11 protein-coding genes, 1 tRNA gene and 1 other RNA gene are annotated in these 12,653 nt (G+C 62.4%); 4 read left to right on the top strand and 9 right to left on the bottom strand.

Going from position 1 to position 12,653, the window contains the following annotated elements; all coding sequences use genetic code 11:
* Window positions 1-12: 12 nt before the first annotated feature.
* From E5720_RS11555 to phoU, 3 genes are all read right to left on the bottom strand, one after another.
* Complete coding sequence (locus tag E5720_RS11555) at window positions 13-1,935, bottom strand: helicase-associated domain-containing protein (protein WP_136170773.1); 1,923 nt, start codon at window positions 1,933-1,935, stop codon at window positions 13-15.
* The gene (locus E5720_RS11550) at window positions 1,932-2,507 is read right to left on the bottom strand and encodes an HhH-GPD-type base excision DNA repair protein (protein WP_136170772.1); all 576 of its coding nucleotides are present in this window, start codon (window positions 2,505-2,507) and stop codon (window positions 1,932-1,934) included. Before E5720_RS11550 ends, E5720_RS11555 begins: the two co-directional genes overlap by 4 nt.
* Before the next feature lie 79 nt (window positions 2,508-2,586).
* Window positions 2,587-3,240: a phosphate signaling complex protein PhoU gene (gene phoU, locus E5720_RS11545; RefSeq protein ID WP_136170771.1), complete on the bottom strand. Its 654-nt coding sequence runs from the start codon at window positions 3,238-3,240 to the stop codon at window positions 2,587-2,589.
* Window positions 3,241-3,404: 164 nt separating this feature from the next.
* Here phoU and E5720_RS11540 point away from each other — a divergent pair, with 164 nt between their 5' ends.
* Entirely contained in the window at window positions 3,405-3,734 is a 330-nt protein-coding gene (locus E5720_RS11540; RefSeq protein ID WP_136170770.1) for a YnfA family protein, read from the top strand.
* Window positions 3,735-3,760: 26 nt separating this feature from the next.
* On the opposite strand, the gene E5720_RS11535 is transcribed toward E5720_RS11540, so the two are convergent.
* Together E5720_RS11535 and E5720_RS11530 are read right to left on the bottom strand one after the other, a co-directional pair.
* Window positions 3,761-5,068, bottom strand: coding sequence for a lipase family protein (locus E5720_RS11535; RefSeq protein WP_247595926.1), 1,308 nt, complete (start codon window positions 5,066-5,068; stop codon window positions 3,761-3,763).
* Window positions 5,069-5,222: 154 nt separating this feature from the next.
* Window positions 5,223-5,894: a TetR/AcrR family transcriptional regulator gene (locus E5720_RS11530; RefSeq protein ID WP_136170769.1), complete on the bottom strand. Its 672-nt coding sequence runs from the start codon at window positions 5,892-5,894 to the stop codon at window positions 5,223-5,225.
* A gap of 106 nt (window positions 5,895-6,000) precedes the next feature.
* Between E5720_RS11530 and E5720_RS11525 the strand changes: the two genes are divergently transcribed.
* On the top strand, window positions 6,001-7,524 hold the full coding sequence (locus E5720_RS11525; protein ID WP_136170768.1) for an MFS transporter: 1,524 nt from the start codon (window positions 6,001-6,003) through the stop codon (window positions 7,522-7,524).
* Window positions 7,525-7,574: 50 nt separating this feature from the next.
* On the opposite strand, the gene E5720_RS11520 is transcribed toward E5720_RS11525, so the two are convergent.
* Both E5720_RS11520 and ffs read right to left on the bottom strand, forming a co-directional pair.
* The gene (locus tag E5720_RS11520; protein WP_136170767.1) at window positions 7,575-8,861 is read right to left on the bottom strand and encodes an aminotransferase class I/II-fold pyridoxal phosphate-dependent enzyme; all 1,287 of its coding nucleotides are present in this window, start codon (window positions 8,859-8,861) and stop codon (window positions 7,575-7,577) included.
* Window positions 8,862-8,910: 49 nt separating this feature from the next.
* Window positions 8,911-9,005, bottom strand: an RNA gene (gene ffs / locus E5720_RS11515) — signal recognition particle sRNA small type.
* A 95-nt stretch (window positions 9,006-9,100) separates the two neighbouring features.
* On the opposite strand from ffs, the gene E5720_RS11510 reads away from it, so the two are divergent.
* Window positions 9,101-9,188: transfer RNA gene (locus E5720_RS11510), tRNA-Ser, on the top strand.
* 253 nt (window positions 9,189-9,441) lie between these two features.
* Here the strand turns inward: E5720_RS11510 and E5720_RS11505 are convergent.
* Together E5720_RS11505 and E5720_RS11500 are read right to left on the bottom strand one after the other, a co-directional pair.
* Window positions 9,442-10,188, bottom strand: a complete 747-nt coding sequence (locus E5720_RS11505; protein WP_136170766.1) for a 3-hydroxybutyrate dehydrogenase — start codon at window positions 10,186-10,188, stop codon at window positions 9,442-9,444.
* Entirely contained in the window at window positions 10,185-11,579 is a 1,395-nt protein-coding gene (locus tag E5720_RS11500; protein WP_136170765.1) for an MFS transporter, read from the bottom strand. The genes E5720_RS11505 and E5720_RS11500 overlap by 4 nt, the downstream gene beginning before the upstream one ends.
* A gap of 101 nt (window positions 11,580-11,680) precedes the next feature.
* Here E5720_RS11500 and E5720_RS11495 point away from each other — a divergent pair, with 101 nt between their 5' ends.
* Window positions 11,681-12,628 carry a LysR family transcriptional regulator gene (locus E5720_RS11495; protein ID WP_247595925.1) on the top strand — a complete coding sequence of 316 codons (948 nt, stop codon included), beginning with the start codon at window positions 11,681-11,683 and terminating at the stop codon, window positions 12,626-12,628.
* Window positions 12,629-12,653: the final 25 nt, after the last annotated feature.

The following is a 12,653-nucleotide window of genomic DNA, read 5'->3' as shown; positions in this document are numbered from 1 at the left end:
CCAGCCTCGAGTTCACAACAGCGGTGCGACGATCATCCGGACATTCGAGATCCCGATACTCCGCCTGGTCTGCAACCGTTCCGACCAGGCATGCAACGTTCCGGAATCTAGAAGGATGTCACCGATCGTGTCCTTGACGATGCCCATGCCCGCGGTAAGTACATCGATCGTCACCACAGTGCCGACCGCGATGGCCCCAGCGAGGGCATCGGCATCTCGGGCCGGGAGATGATGAACGGTCTTCAATCGCGCGGCCAATCGGGCTATATCGACTTCGGCAGGAACACCTGTCACGAGAGCGCGCGCCAACTCACCGACATCGGTGCGTTGCGGCGAGATCGGAACGATGCGCGACTGTAGCGGTCGAGGTGCCACCCTGGCCACCTCTGTCGGTGCGAAGTCGCCGGTGAGCACTGGGGCGTAGCCCGCGGATCGCAACGCGGCGAGCACACTGTGCGCCGGTATCGACGGGGCCAGGGCTGTGTCCGCGCACTTGTCTGCCGCGAAAAGTGTGCGCGCGTGAATCTCGGCGATGAGCGCGGCATCTCGAGACTCGATGCGCCCGGACACCTGGTCGACGGTGATTGCCCCGTGCCTGCGCACGACATCACGGATCAGGTAGTCGAGCGACTGTGGCACTTCGGTCGACGCAGTTGCAGCCAAGGACTCGAGCAGTTCTTCACCGGAGCCACCTCGATCGAGCCAACCGCGGATGGACCGATAACTGAACCGCCAGGCCGACGCAGCGCCGCGCGATTCGCGGGTCGCCGATCCCGTGAGAAGCAGCGAAACACGTTCGCTCACAGGTCCGGACACCACGGCAGTGAGATCGGGCAACAACCGCACTACTGATTCGGCTCGGTGGACGAGTTGGTGCACAGCGGGTGCAACTACCGTCGCATCGGCGGTAGTTCCCATGCTGCCGAGCAGACGTGACAAGTCCGTCGGAGCACCGTCGACGATGATCCCGAGTGCGGATGCCTCGCGCCACACGGCCGCGACATCACCGGGGTTAGCCTCGGCCGCGAACCGGGGCAGCTTCCACACTGTGTAGTCCGCAGCCGAGTCGACGTCGAGAAAACCACCGTCCGGGATCGAGTCGATCATCCGTCGACGAAGCACGACCGTCGACGGATTAGGGGCGATCGGACCGAGTATCTGCGCCCGCTTACCGTTCGCTTGCAAGGAATTCGTCGCGGCGCCCTCCGACCACCACCACGCTTCCACGATGTTCGTGTATTTCGTTGCCCGGTCCATCGATTGCCAATCGCCGTACTCGGTCGTGCATAGCAGTAGCGCAGCGCGAGCTTCGACGAGACGAAGCTCGCCTGCGAGACCGAGAACAAGTTCGACCTCGTCGACATCAGCGCCGACGCGCGTGGCAAGCGCCCGAACCTGGCGACTCCCTACTCCCCCTGCCCTGACCGCTTTCACAGAGCCTGCATCGACTTCCACGAGCACTGCTTCGACGAGGTCGCAGAACCCGGCCACGGCAAGTTCCTGCGATTGCACATTCGCTGCCCCTCGCTCGACCATGACGGGCCGCGACACGTCGGGGGGTGCGTGCAGTTTCAGACGTTCGAGGTTCTCGACAATGGAGGTGTAGCCCTCACCGACCGGCGAGCAGAGTCCGAGTTCGAGCAGCGATTCCACGGCGCAATCTACATCGGACGTCGTGCACTCGATCCCCTCCGCGACCGCGATACCGAGCTCCGAACGCGAGATCGATTCGCTTCCAGCGAGAATCACGAGCAGCGACAGGGCACCCACGTCGAGTTCACGTATGGCCGCATCCAACGATCGATCGCGCCGCAGAAGGTGGGCAAGTGCGGCATACGTGCGCGGTGGCGGATCGAGCGCCACGTCGGGACGCTTTGCGAGAAGGCGGGCCAGCGACGCCTCGTCGATACTCTCGAGCCAGTGCTCGTACGTCACTTGTTCTTGGCTGCTGCTTTGGCGGCCTTCTTGAATTCGCGGACTTCGAGGAGCGACTTCTCGTCGACGACATCGGCGATCGACCGCCGCGATCCCTCGTCCCCGTACGCGCCTGCGGCCTTGCGCCACCCGTCGGGCGTCACGCCCATCTGCTTGCCCAGCAACGCGAGAAAGATGCGGGCCTTCTGATCTCCGTACCCCGGCAACGCCTTCAGCCGCTTCAGTACTTCGGGTCCGTCAGGACTGTCACGGCGCCAGATCTGATCCGGCTTACCGTCGTAGTTCTCGACGAGGTATTCCGCGAGTCCTTGAATACGTTTGGCCATCGAAGCCGGAAAGCGATGTACCGCAGGCGTTGTGGCACACACGGCCGCGAACTCCTCCGGGTCGACTGTCGCTATGGTCTCGACGTTCAGATCGCCCAGACGGTCGACGAGTTTCTTTGGACCGGCGAATGCCGATTCCATCGGAACCTGCTGATCGAGAAGCATTCCGATCAGCAACGCGAAAGGGTCCTCGGCGAGCAGTGCATCGGCTTCTGGGTCGCCGACCAGGTGCAGAGTAGGAGACATGACTCCGATCCTCCCACGCGGGAGGAAATTCCGTTATCGGGTTTCAGCTGCGATGTCGTGGCCGAACGGTGTGGCTCGACTATGTCTCGTCGGACCGAAATTCACCGGTGACGAGGAAGATGACCCGCTTGGCAACCTCGACAGTGTGATCGGAGAACCGTTCGTAGAATCGGCCGAGCAACGTGATGTCGACGGCAGCAGGAATGCCGTGCGGCCAGCCCGGTGCCGACGTCAGAGTGAACAAGCTCCGGTGGAGTTCGTCCATCGCTTCGTCCTTGGTCTGCAACTCGGCGGCGAGTTCGGCGTCACGGGTGAGCAGAACCTTGCGCGTCGAATCTGCCTGTTCGACGGCGACGCGCCCCATCTCGGCGAACACACTCTCCACCTCGACCGGCAGTACGTGTGCCGGGTGTCTGCGTCGAGCGAGCTCGGCGATATGGATGGCAAGTCCACCCATGCGTTGGAGATCGGCAACTATGTGAAGTCCACTGACCATGATTCGCAGGTCCAGTGCGACAGGCGACTGCAGCGCGAGGACTCCGAAGGCTTGGTGCTCCCAATCGGCTGCAGCTCTGTCGATCGCTTCCCTGCCGGAGATGGTGTGTTCCGCGACGGCGAGATCCGCGGTCAGCAAGGCCCTGGTGGCCGACTCCATCGCAGCTTCGGCAAGTCCGCACATCGATGCAAGATCGGCTGCGAGGGAATCCAAGGTGACGTTGTACTGCTCACGCATGAGCTACCTACCTCCGTTGGGCTTACTCGATTGACCTCGATCGGTCACGATCATCTGCCGCCGCCCCTCGCTGTGTACATACCTTCACTCGGTTACCCGAGTGTTGATCCTCCTACACTTAGGGAACCTATGGCACTTCGGTGAACATATGGAATCGTGCACAGGTGACGGTACTCAAATCCATCCTGTTGTTCGGCGTCGCCGCAGTGCTGGAGATCGGCGGGGCATGGCTGGTGTGGCAGGGAGTCAGAGAGCACCGCGGATGGATCTGGGTCGGCGCAGGTGTCGTTGCGCTCGGTGCCTACGGATTTGTCGCGACGTTGCAGCCGGACGCCAATTTCGGCCGCATCCTCGCCGCGTACGGCGGTGTTTTCGTCGCGGGATCTCTCGCCTGGGGAATGATTGCCGACGGTTTCGAGCCGGACAGGTGGGACGTGACAGGAGCAGCACTCTGCCTTCTCGGCGTCGCCGTGGTCATGTACGGTCCGCGCTGACTGTGCCCGGACCGTACATGATCACCTCAGCAGTTCGACGGCGCTGGGACTCCGTAGAAGCGATCTTTCATCCAGTTCTGCGCTTCGCCGAGTCCGAGTAGATCCGGAATAATGTGTCCTGCACCCGATCCCGGCACTATGATCGGTACCTGAGCACTGCTGAGCTGAACGGTTGTACCCTGACTGCACCAGTCGGCGGCCAGCTGCACAGCTTGACCGTGCGGGACGATATCGTCGGACGTGCCGGATTGAATCAGCACGGGCGCGTTCGGTGTGCGCTCGCCGATCTTGTTGGCCGCCAATATCTCCTGGGCCCTGGGTAGCCTGCCGAGAACAACCGACATCGGCTCGCCGGAGTTGGTGTACTCCTGCGTGCGATGCAACCCGACCGTCAGAATCGTGTCGCCGACACATTGATCGGCGACCTCACTCAACATCGCCTTGCCTGCACCGTTGATGTTCTCGTCGATGATCGGCCGAAGATCCGGGTCGGATTCGAGCAAGCCGTTGAGCGTGTAACCGATCACGCCGGTGAGGATGGTGCCGTCCACCTGTTCGAGTGTCGACTTCAGATCAGCCGGCGGAGCCCCTGCGTACGTACCGACGATGTTCAGTTCCGGCGCGTACTCCGATGCCAGTTCTGCGCCGGACGCTGCCGCGCCTCCACCCTGCGAGTAGCCGTACAGCCCGACGGGTCCATCAGTGGAAATCTTTGTTCCGGAAAGACTCTGCGCTGCCCGAGCCGCATCGAGAACAGCATGCCCTTCGGCTGCGCGGTTGACGTAAGTGTGCGCACCCGGGGTGCCGAGTCCCTGGTAGTCGGTGATGACGACGCCATACCCCTGAGACAGCAACGCGTATGCGGAGAGCACCTCGTACTCCACCATGGCATCGAACGGAGGCGTGTAGGTGATGAGGTTGTTCAACATCTTCGATGGCGCACACTGGTCGCCCTGCCCCTGCGTACCAGGTGCGAGACTCACGAGCGGTCGCGGACCTGGGCCGGTCCAGTCTGCCGCCGGATCGATGTAGGTGCCCGTCACTGCGATCGGATTACCATTGGAATCCTTGCTGCGGTACATGATTCGAGTTGCCTCGCCGGGGAGCGCACCACCGATGGTGGGCACCGAGATCGCCAAATGCGAGGGCTCGGAGCGGATTACGTCCCCTGCATCGCCGTCGGGCAGTGGGCTCGGAGGCAGGTAGAAGTCGGACTCCACCGTCGATCCGGTCGATGAACCCGAAGGCGGCTGAGCCGACGCCAAAGGCGTCATCGCTGTTGCTGCCAGCAGAACGGCTCCGATGGCCGGTCCGACTACCCGTGACGCTCGCATGCATTACCCCCATAGGTTCACTGTCGCCGCCGTTATTACTAGGCAGTAGCAACACTTGTGAGGGACCATACGTGATGCACAGCACAGGCGAAAGACTGATGGTCCAACCCACCGCGCACCGGCGCGAACCCTGTGAACAATCACAAAAAACAGCTCAGCGGCGACGGTGATGCATTGCAGCTTTCGCCGAGTCGAGCTCGGCTCCGGTGAGTGCACGCCCCGGCAGAGCGGTCGCCGCACCGGGTTCGGATCGGAGCCCGTCGAGAACCACGGTGAAATAGCGTCGCCAATTGCCGGCGTCCACGGCGGAGGTGAACTCGGCACCTGTGGAGACCATGCCGATCAGCGGAAAAAGGTCGTTGACCTCGACGTCGGCGCGAAGCTGGCCCGATGCCTTCGCTCGGAGGACGATCTTCTCGACGAAGGGCTCGAGCCGTTCGCGCACCTGCGCGATTCCCTCACAGCCCTCGTCCGTACCGAGCACGACCTCACCGAGACCCCGGTCGGCGGTCATCCCTTCACACAATCGATCGAGGAACGCGACAAGGCCTTCCCATGGGTCGGAGGTGGTCAACGCCCCCTCGGCAAGCACGACCATTTCCTCGAGCCGTTGCTCGAAGACACCATCGATGAGCTCTTCTTTGCACGAGAAGCGCCGATAGACGGTCCCGACACCCACCTTCGCATGATCGGCGACATCGTCGAGAGTGATGTCGATGCCACGCAACGCGAACAGCTCGCGAGCCGCCTCGATGATGCGCTTACGGTTTCGTTCCGCGTCGGCCCGAAGTGGCTTCTTCGCCCCTGTGTCGGCTCTCACACCCATTGAATGTCCGTTTCACCCGATAAGTGGAGGACTCCCCTCCGCTTAGCTGCTACCTTTGGTCGATAACCGGAGAGTACACCTCCGCATAGTCGACAGAAGGACGAACATGACCGCATTGTCTCCGGATAGCGTCGAGACATCGACGTCACCGCCCTCGGTAGAAACCGCTGACGCAAAATCACATCGCGTTCGCTGGCTGGTTCTCGCCACCCTCGGCCTGGCTCAGCTCATGGTCGTTCTGGACGCGACCATCGTGAACATCGCCCTGCCGGCGGCCCAGCTCGATCTCGGCTTCGACAACAGCAACCGCTCCTGGATCATCACCGCATACGCGCTGGCCTTCGGCAGTCTCCTACTCCTCGGCGGACGACTCAGCGATCTGTTCGGTCGTCGCAACACCTTCCTCATCGGACTTGTCGGGTTCGCCCTCATGTCGGCGGTCGGGGGCGCGTCGGTGAACTTCGGAATGCTCGTCGCAGCTCGCGCAGGCCAGGGCGTATTCGGTGCACTTCTCGCACCGGCGGCGCTGTCGCTGCTGGCAACCACGTTCACGGACCCGAAGGAACGCGCGAAAGCATTCGGCATCTTCGGTGCAATCGCCGGTGGCGGTGGCGCGTTGGGCCTGTTGCTCGGCGGCATACTGACCGAATGGGCGACCTGGCGTTGGAGCCTCTACGTCAACCTGATCTTCGCCGGGGTGGCGTTCGTCGCCGGATTCATCCTGCTGGCCAAGCATGCAGTCACCACCCGGCCCAAGCTCGACATTCCGGGAACAGTCACAGTCTCGGCCGCGCTGTTCGCGATCGTCTACGGTTTCGCACACGCAGAATCCGACGGCTGGGGCAACACGGTCACCCTCGCGTTCCTCGTCATCGGGACAGCATTGCTAGGAGTGTTCGTCGTCCTGCAGCGACGCGTCGCGCATCCTCTGCTGCCACTACGCATCATCCTCGACCGGACACGCGCCGGATCGTTCCTCGCAGTCTTCGTCACCGGGGCAGGCATGTTCGCGGTGTTCCTCTTCCTCACCTATTACATGCAGAGCACACTCGGCTACACACCGATCACCACCGGATTCGCATTCATGCCGATGATCGGCGCGTTGATCCTGACTGCAACCGTCTCGACGGGAGTGATCCTGCCGCGATTCGGCCCCCGGGTACTGATTCCGACAGGCCTGCTGGTTGCCGGGGTCGGAATGGGTCTCTTGACTCAGGTGTCGTTGGACAGCACCTACCCGATGCACATTCTGCCCGGCTTGATCATCATGGGCCTCGGACTCGGCGCCTCCATGGCTCCGGCCTTTCAGAGTGCGATTTCCGGGGTGAATCTCGACGACTCGGGTGTCGCCTCCGCCACGGTCAACACCATGCAGCAGATCGGCGGCTCCATCGGTACCGCACTGCTCAGTACCATCGCAGCGAGCGCAGCAGCCACGTATGTCACAGACAATGTGGCTGGCGCATCGAGTGCGGCAGCGCTGCAGGCCAACGCCGAACTCGCCAGCTACACAACGACGTTCTGGTGGGCGAGTGGGATCTTCGTGCTGGGCGCGGTCATTACGAGGTTCCTACTGCGACCGGGCCTACTCGCCGAAGCACCAGAAGGCGCGGTAGTGATCGGTCACTGAGCGACTGCATTGCAGCCTGAATGGAATACGCCCGCTCGGGCGTATTCCATTCACCTGTCGAGGAGCTTTTCGGTCGCGGCGAGCAAAACGCACGTCGCGACCCCGTCCATCGACTTCTGCAGATCGTCCAGGGACGGGAAGCTCGGAGCGAGCCGGATGTTTCGGTCCTCCGGATCGTTTCCGTACGGGAATGCCGAACCCGCTCCCGTCAACGCGATACCGGCGTTCTTCGCCAAGGCGATCGAGCGGGCCGCGGTACCTTCGAGCACGTCGAGGGAGATGAAGTATCCACCCTTCGGCTCCGTCCACGACGCGACCTTCGACGCCCCGAGCCGGTCTTCGAGGATCTGACCGACGAGTGCGAACTTCGGTGCAAGGATGTCCCGGTGCTTTGCCATGTGGGCACGGACACCGTCGGCGTCGCCGAAGAACCGCAGGTGCCGAAGCTGATTCAACTTGTCCGGACCGATGCTCTTCTTACCCAAATGCTTTTGGTACCACGCGAGATTCTCGTCCGAGCTGCCGAAGAAACTGACGCCCGCACCGGCGAACGTGATCTTCGACGTCGACGCCAGCACGAACGGACGATTCGGATGTCCGGCTTCGGCGGCCCACCCGAGGATGTCGTGCGATGGCGCGAACTCTTCCACCAGCGGATGCACGGCGTAAGCGTTGTCCCAGAACAGGCGGAAGTCCGGAGCGGCAGTCGGCATGGATGCCAACGCTCGCACCACTTCCTCGGAGTACACGGCCCCAGTGGGGTTCGAGTAATTCGGAACCGCCCACATGCCCTTGATCTGCGGATCCGACGAGACGAGACGGGTGATCTCGTTGATGTCGGGACCATCGGGAAGCATCGGGACTGCGATCATGTCGATGCCGAAGCTCTCGGCGATTGCGAAGTGCCGGTCGTACCCGGGCGCCGGGCACAAGAAGCGAATATTGGGCTCGGCCGACCACGGCCGTGGCGAATCGGGAAGACCGTGCAGCAGGGCCCACACAACCAGGTCGTGCATGATTTCGAGGCTCGCATTGTTGCCGGCGAGCAGATTCTTCACCGGAATGCCGAGGATTTCACCGAAGATTGCTCGTAACTCGGGAAGACCTGCGAGGCCGCCGTAATTGCGGCAGTCGGTTCCGTTGCCGTCGCGGTAATCCTCCCCGGGAAGCGTCAGCAGGCCGGCAGCAAGATCGAGCTGCTCGGGTGACGGCTTGCCTCTGGTGAGGTCGAGTGCGAGGTTCTCGTTCTCGAGCTGCTGGTACTTGGCAGACTGATGCTCGTTCTCGGAGACGAGCTCCTCATGGCTCATCAACCCCATTTGGGTTTGCGCTGGCATGTGGAGCTTCCCTCTCGGTGTCGGGGCTCGAAATCTGGTCCCTTGAAAGTAAAGGGGACCCCGCGCACCCGGCAGAGCCCGTTGACCCTTGCTGCCTTCCGGCCCTGGGGGAGTTCACAGGATGCGCGCCGCGCGGGATCCATTGAAGAGTGTAACCACACTGGCGGCCATGCCGGTTCGGTGGCCCTCACCGGAGCCCGTTTGGGATCTGGAGGGGGTTATCCGGTACGCTTCCACACGGAGGATTCGCCTAGTGGCCTATGGCGCTCGCCTGGAACGCGGGTTGGGTTAACGCCCTCAGGGGTTCAAATCCCCTATCCTCCGCCAGGGACCCCCTGCGAACAGCTGAGAAGCAGTTCGCAGGGGGTTATTTTTTTGTCCAAGACCTGGGTCTGTCGCTCGCTGGAAGAAGGCCCGCGCCCAGTTGGGTCGCGAGGCCTGAAAGTGCCTCACCCATCGCTCGAATGGACCACTCATACGATCAAATAGCTAGAGGGGTCCATTCAAGCCGGTGGTGGTGGTGGTGGTGGTGGTGGTGAACACCAGTCGGCGGGGCGAACGCAAGCCGGCGGTGGGGTGCCTACTTCGCCGACCACCCACCATCCATGGCGTAGGACGCACCGGTGACCATGCCCGCGTCCGCGGACGTAAGCCATCCGACCAACGAGGCAACCTCGGACGGTTCGACGAGCCGTTTGATCGCGCTCTCGGCCAGCATGACCTGTTGGAGCACCTCGTCTTCCGGAATGCCATGCGCGGCAGCCTGGTCGGTGACTTGTTTCTCGACCAATGGGGTTCGGACGTAGCCCGGATTGACGCAGTTGCTCGTCACTCCGTGCGGGCCACCTTCGAGCGCGGTGACTTTCGAGAGTCCTTCGAGGCCGTGTTTGGCCGTGACATAGGCGACTTTGAATGCCGAGGCACGTAAGCCGTGCACAGAGGATATATTCACGATTCGGCCGAAACCGCGAGAGTACATGTGCGGCAACGCAGCTCGGACGAGAAGGAAGGGTGCTTCGACCATCAGCGTCTGAATCCGACGAAATGCTGCTGGATCGAAATCGACTATCGGTGAGACGGTCTGGATGCCGGCGTTGTTGATCAGAATGTCGGTGTCGAGCGTGAGGTTCTCCAGAGCCGCGACGTCCGTCAGGTCCACCGCCCACGACTCCCCGTGCAGTTCCGATGCCAGCTCCTTCGCCGCCACTTCGTCGACGTCGGCGATGGTGACTCTCGCGCCCCGATCTGCGAGCATTCGGGCACACGCTGCACCGATGCCGCCTGCCCCGCCGGTGACGAGCGCAGACCGTCCGGTCAGGTCCGTCACTTCAGTCCTGCTTTGGCCAATTCCGACTCCGTTGCAAGGTTTTTGGCGTCTTCGATATCGATCGACTCCAGCGAAAGACCCTTGGTCTCACGGGCAGCGATGACCGCAACCAACGTGATAGTGCACGCACCGGCCAGGTACCACGCAATCGGCACCGAGGATCCGTACCTGTTCAGCAAGAACACCGCGATGATCGGAGCCAGCGAGCCGGCAACGATCGAGGTCACCTGATAGCCGAGGGAGACGCCGGAGTACCGCATACGCGTCGGGAACATTTCGGCCATGATCGCCGGCTGGGTGGCGTACATGAAGGCGTGGAAGACCAGGCCGATGATGATGGCGAGCATGATGACGGCGTTGTGCCCGCTGTTGAACATCGGGAATGCGAAAAAGCCCCACGTGCCGGCGGTCAGTGCACCGAACAGGTAGACCGGGCGTCGACCGATACGATCGGCTAGACGTCCTACCAGCGGAATGACGGCGAAGTGGACGGCATGAGCTGCGAGCATCCACCACAGGATCGTCTGGGTGTCGGTGCCGACCTCGACTTTGAGGTAGGTGATTGTGAATGTGACGACGAGGTAGTACATGACGTTTTCGCCGAATCGAAGACCCATTGCGGTGAGAACGCCACGCGGGTAACGCTTCACGACCTCGAACACGCCGTACGACGCGGCCTTGATGACCTCGGCCTGCTTCTGTGCCTCGAGGAAGATCGGGGCGTCGGTGACCTTGGTGCGGATGTAGTAGCCGACGAAGACGATGACGGCGGAGAGCCAGAACGCGACACGCCATCCCCAGCTGAGGAATGCCGCGTCGGACAGCGTGGTGGTCAGCACGAGGAGTACGACGGTGGCGAGTAGGTTTCCGGCGGGGACCCCGGCCTGTGGCCAGCTGGCCCAGAATCCGCGGCTCTTGTTCGGACTGTGTTCTGCCACAAGCAGAACCGCGCCACCCCATTCGCCACCGACTGCGAAGCCCTGGATGAATCGAAGCGCCACGAGAAGTGCGGGAGCCCAGTAGCCGATCTGGCTGAAGGTGGGGAGGCATCCCATGAGGAACGTTGCTCCGCCGACGAGCACCAGACTGAACTGCAGTAACTTCTTTCGGCCGTACTTGTCCCCGTAGTGACCGAAGACGATACCGCCGAGCGGGCGAGCCACGAATCCGACGGCGTAGGTGACGAATGCAGCGAGAATGGCATCGAGTTCGCTGGTGCCGGCTGCGAAGAAGATCTTCGAGAACACCAGCGTCGCTGCGGTGCCGTAGAGGAAGAACTCGTACCACTCGACGATCGTGCCTGCCATCGACGCTGCGACGACCTTCTTGAGCCCGGTCGGGGCTGCGTCCGGGTCTGGACCGCCGGATCGTGTTCGATCGTCAACGCTCATTTCATCTCCTTGTGTGATCGAAAGCCGTCGTGCCTGAAAGTGTGACGGGGTACACAGTGAACCGCTGCTCCTGAGTATCGATGCAGATCGGTGTGCAGACAATGGCCAAGATTGCAGGCCCAGTCTGCAAAAATGCAGATATGACACGTGATCAGCCCGGTCCGAGTGCAGACGACCTATTAGTGCTGCTCGCTGTGGAGCGCAGCGGAAGATTCAGCTCCGCAGCCAACGAACTGGGCGTCAACCACACCACCATCTCGAGGAGAATCGCGACGCTCGAAGCCGGTCTCGGCGGCCGCGTGCTCATCCGGGCAGGCGGCGGGTGGGAACTCACCGAGCTGGGACGCGGCGCCCTCCGCGCGGCCGAGAGCGTCGAAGCGGCGATGAGATCACTCGAAAGCGGGGATGAACCTGGACAGATCGAAGGCGTCGTCCGACTCTCGGCGACCGACGGATTCAGCGCATACATCGCAGCTCCAGCGGCCGCTCGCGTGCAGCGCCAGCACCCGAAAGTGGCGGTGGAAATCGTCGCGGTCACTCGTCGCGCGTCCCAGCAGCGGTCCGGTTTGGATATCGAGATCGTCGTCGGTGAACCGCAGTTGCATCGCGCGCAGGCCATCAGGCTCGGGGACTACCGTCTCGGCCTCTACGCGTCGAGGGATTACCTTGTGGATTACGGAACACCGGGTACCGTCGACGACCTCGCCGACCATCCGCTGGTGTATTTCATCGACTCGATGCTCCAGGTCGACGACCTAGATCTCGCGCCCAACTTCACCCCGACCATGCGTGAATCGGTCTCCTCGACCAACGTCTTCGTGCACGTCGAAGCCACCCGGGCATCGGCAGGCATCGGCCTGCTGCCGTGCTTCATGGCAGATCGGCACGGGGACCTCGTCAGGATTCTGGATGACACCGTCGCCACACGACTGTCCTACTGGCTCGTCACCCGGCAGGAATCGCTGCGGCGGCCCGAGGTATCTGCAGTAGTCGACGCGATCCGCGCGGTGGTAGTCGAGCAGCGAGCGGAGTTATTGGGGGAGAATTGACCGTCTGTGCGGAGGTACGAAGCGC

The sequence above is a fragment of the Rhodococcus sp. PAMC28707 genome (assembly GCF_004795915.1).
GTDB lineage: Bacteria > Actinomycetota > Actinomycetes > Mycobacteriales > Mycobacteriaceae > Rhodococcoides.
Note: the sequence above shows the minus strand (reverse complement) of the source record. Positions and strands in the feature narration are given on the sequence as shown.

Excerpts from the sequence above, each read along its gene's own strand:
- E5720_RS11550 (WP_136170772.1), bottom strand. The coding sequence starts at position 2,507 with ATGTCTCCTACTCTGCACCTGGTCGGCGACCCAGAAGCCGATGCACTG.
- phoU (WP_136170771.1), bottom strand. The coding sequence starts at position 3,240 with ATGCGTGAGCAGTACAACGTCACCTTGGATTCCCTCGCAGCCGATCTT.
- E5720_RS11535 (WP_247595926.1), bottom strand. The coding sequence starts at position 5,068 with ATGCGAGCGTCACGGGTAGTCGGACCGGCCATCGGAGCCGTTCTGCTG.
- E5720_RS11530 (WP_136170769.1), bottom strand. The coding sequence starts at position 5,894 with ATGGGTGTGAGAGCCGACACAGGGGCGAAGAAGCCACTTCGGGCCGAC.
- E5720_RS11525 (WP_136170768.1), top strand. The coding sequence starts at position 6,001 with ATGACCGCATTGTCTCCGGATAGCGTCGAGACATCGACGTCACCGCCC.
- E5720_RS11520 (WP_136170767.1), bottom strand. The coding sequence starts at position 8,861 with ATGCCAGCGCAAACCCAAATGGGGTTGATGAGCCATGAGGAGCTCGTC.
- E5720_RS11500 (WP_136170765.1), bottom strand. The coding sequence starts at position 11,579 with ATGAGCGTTGACGATCGAACACGATCCGGCGGTCCAGACCCGGACGCA.
- E5720_RS11495 (WP_247595925.1), top strand. The coding sequence starts at position 11,681 with ATGGCCAAGATTGCAGGCCCAGTCTGCAAAAATGCAGATATGACACGT.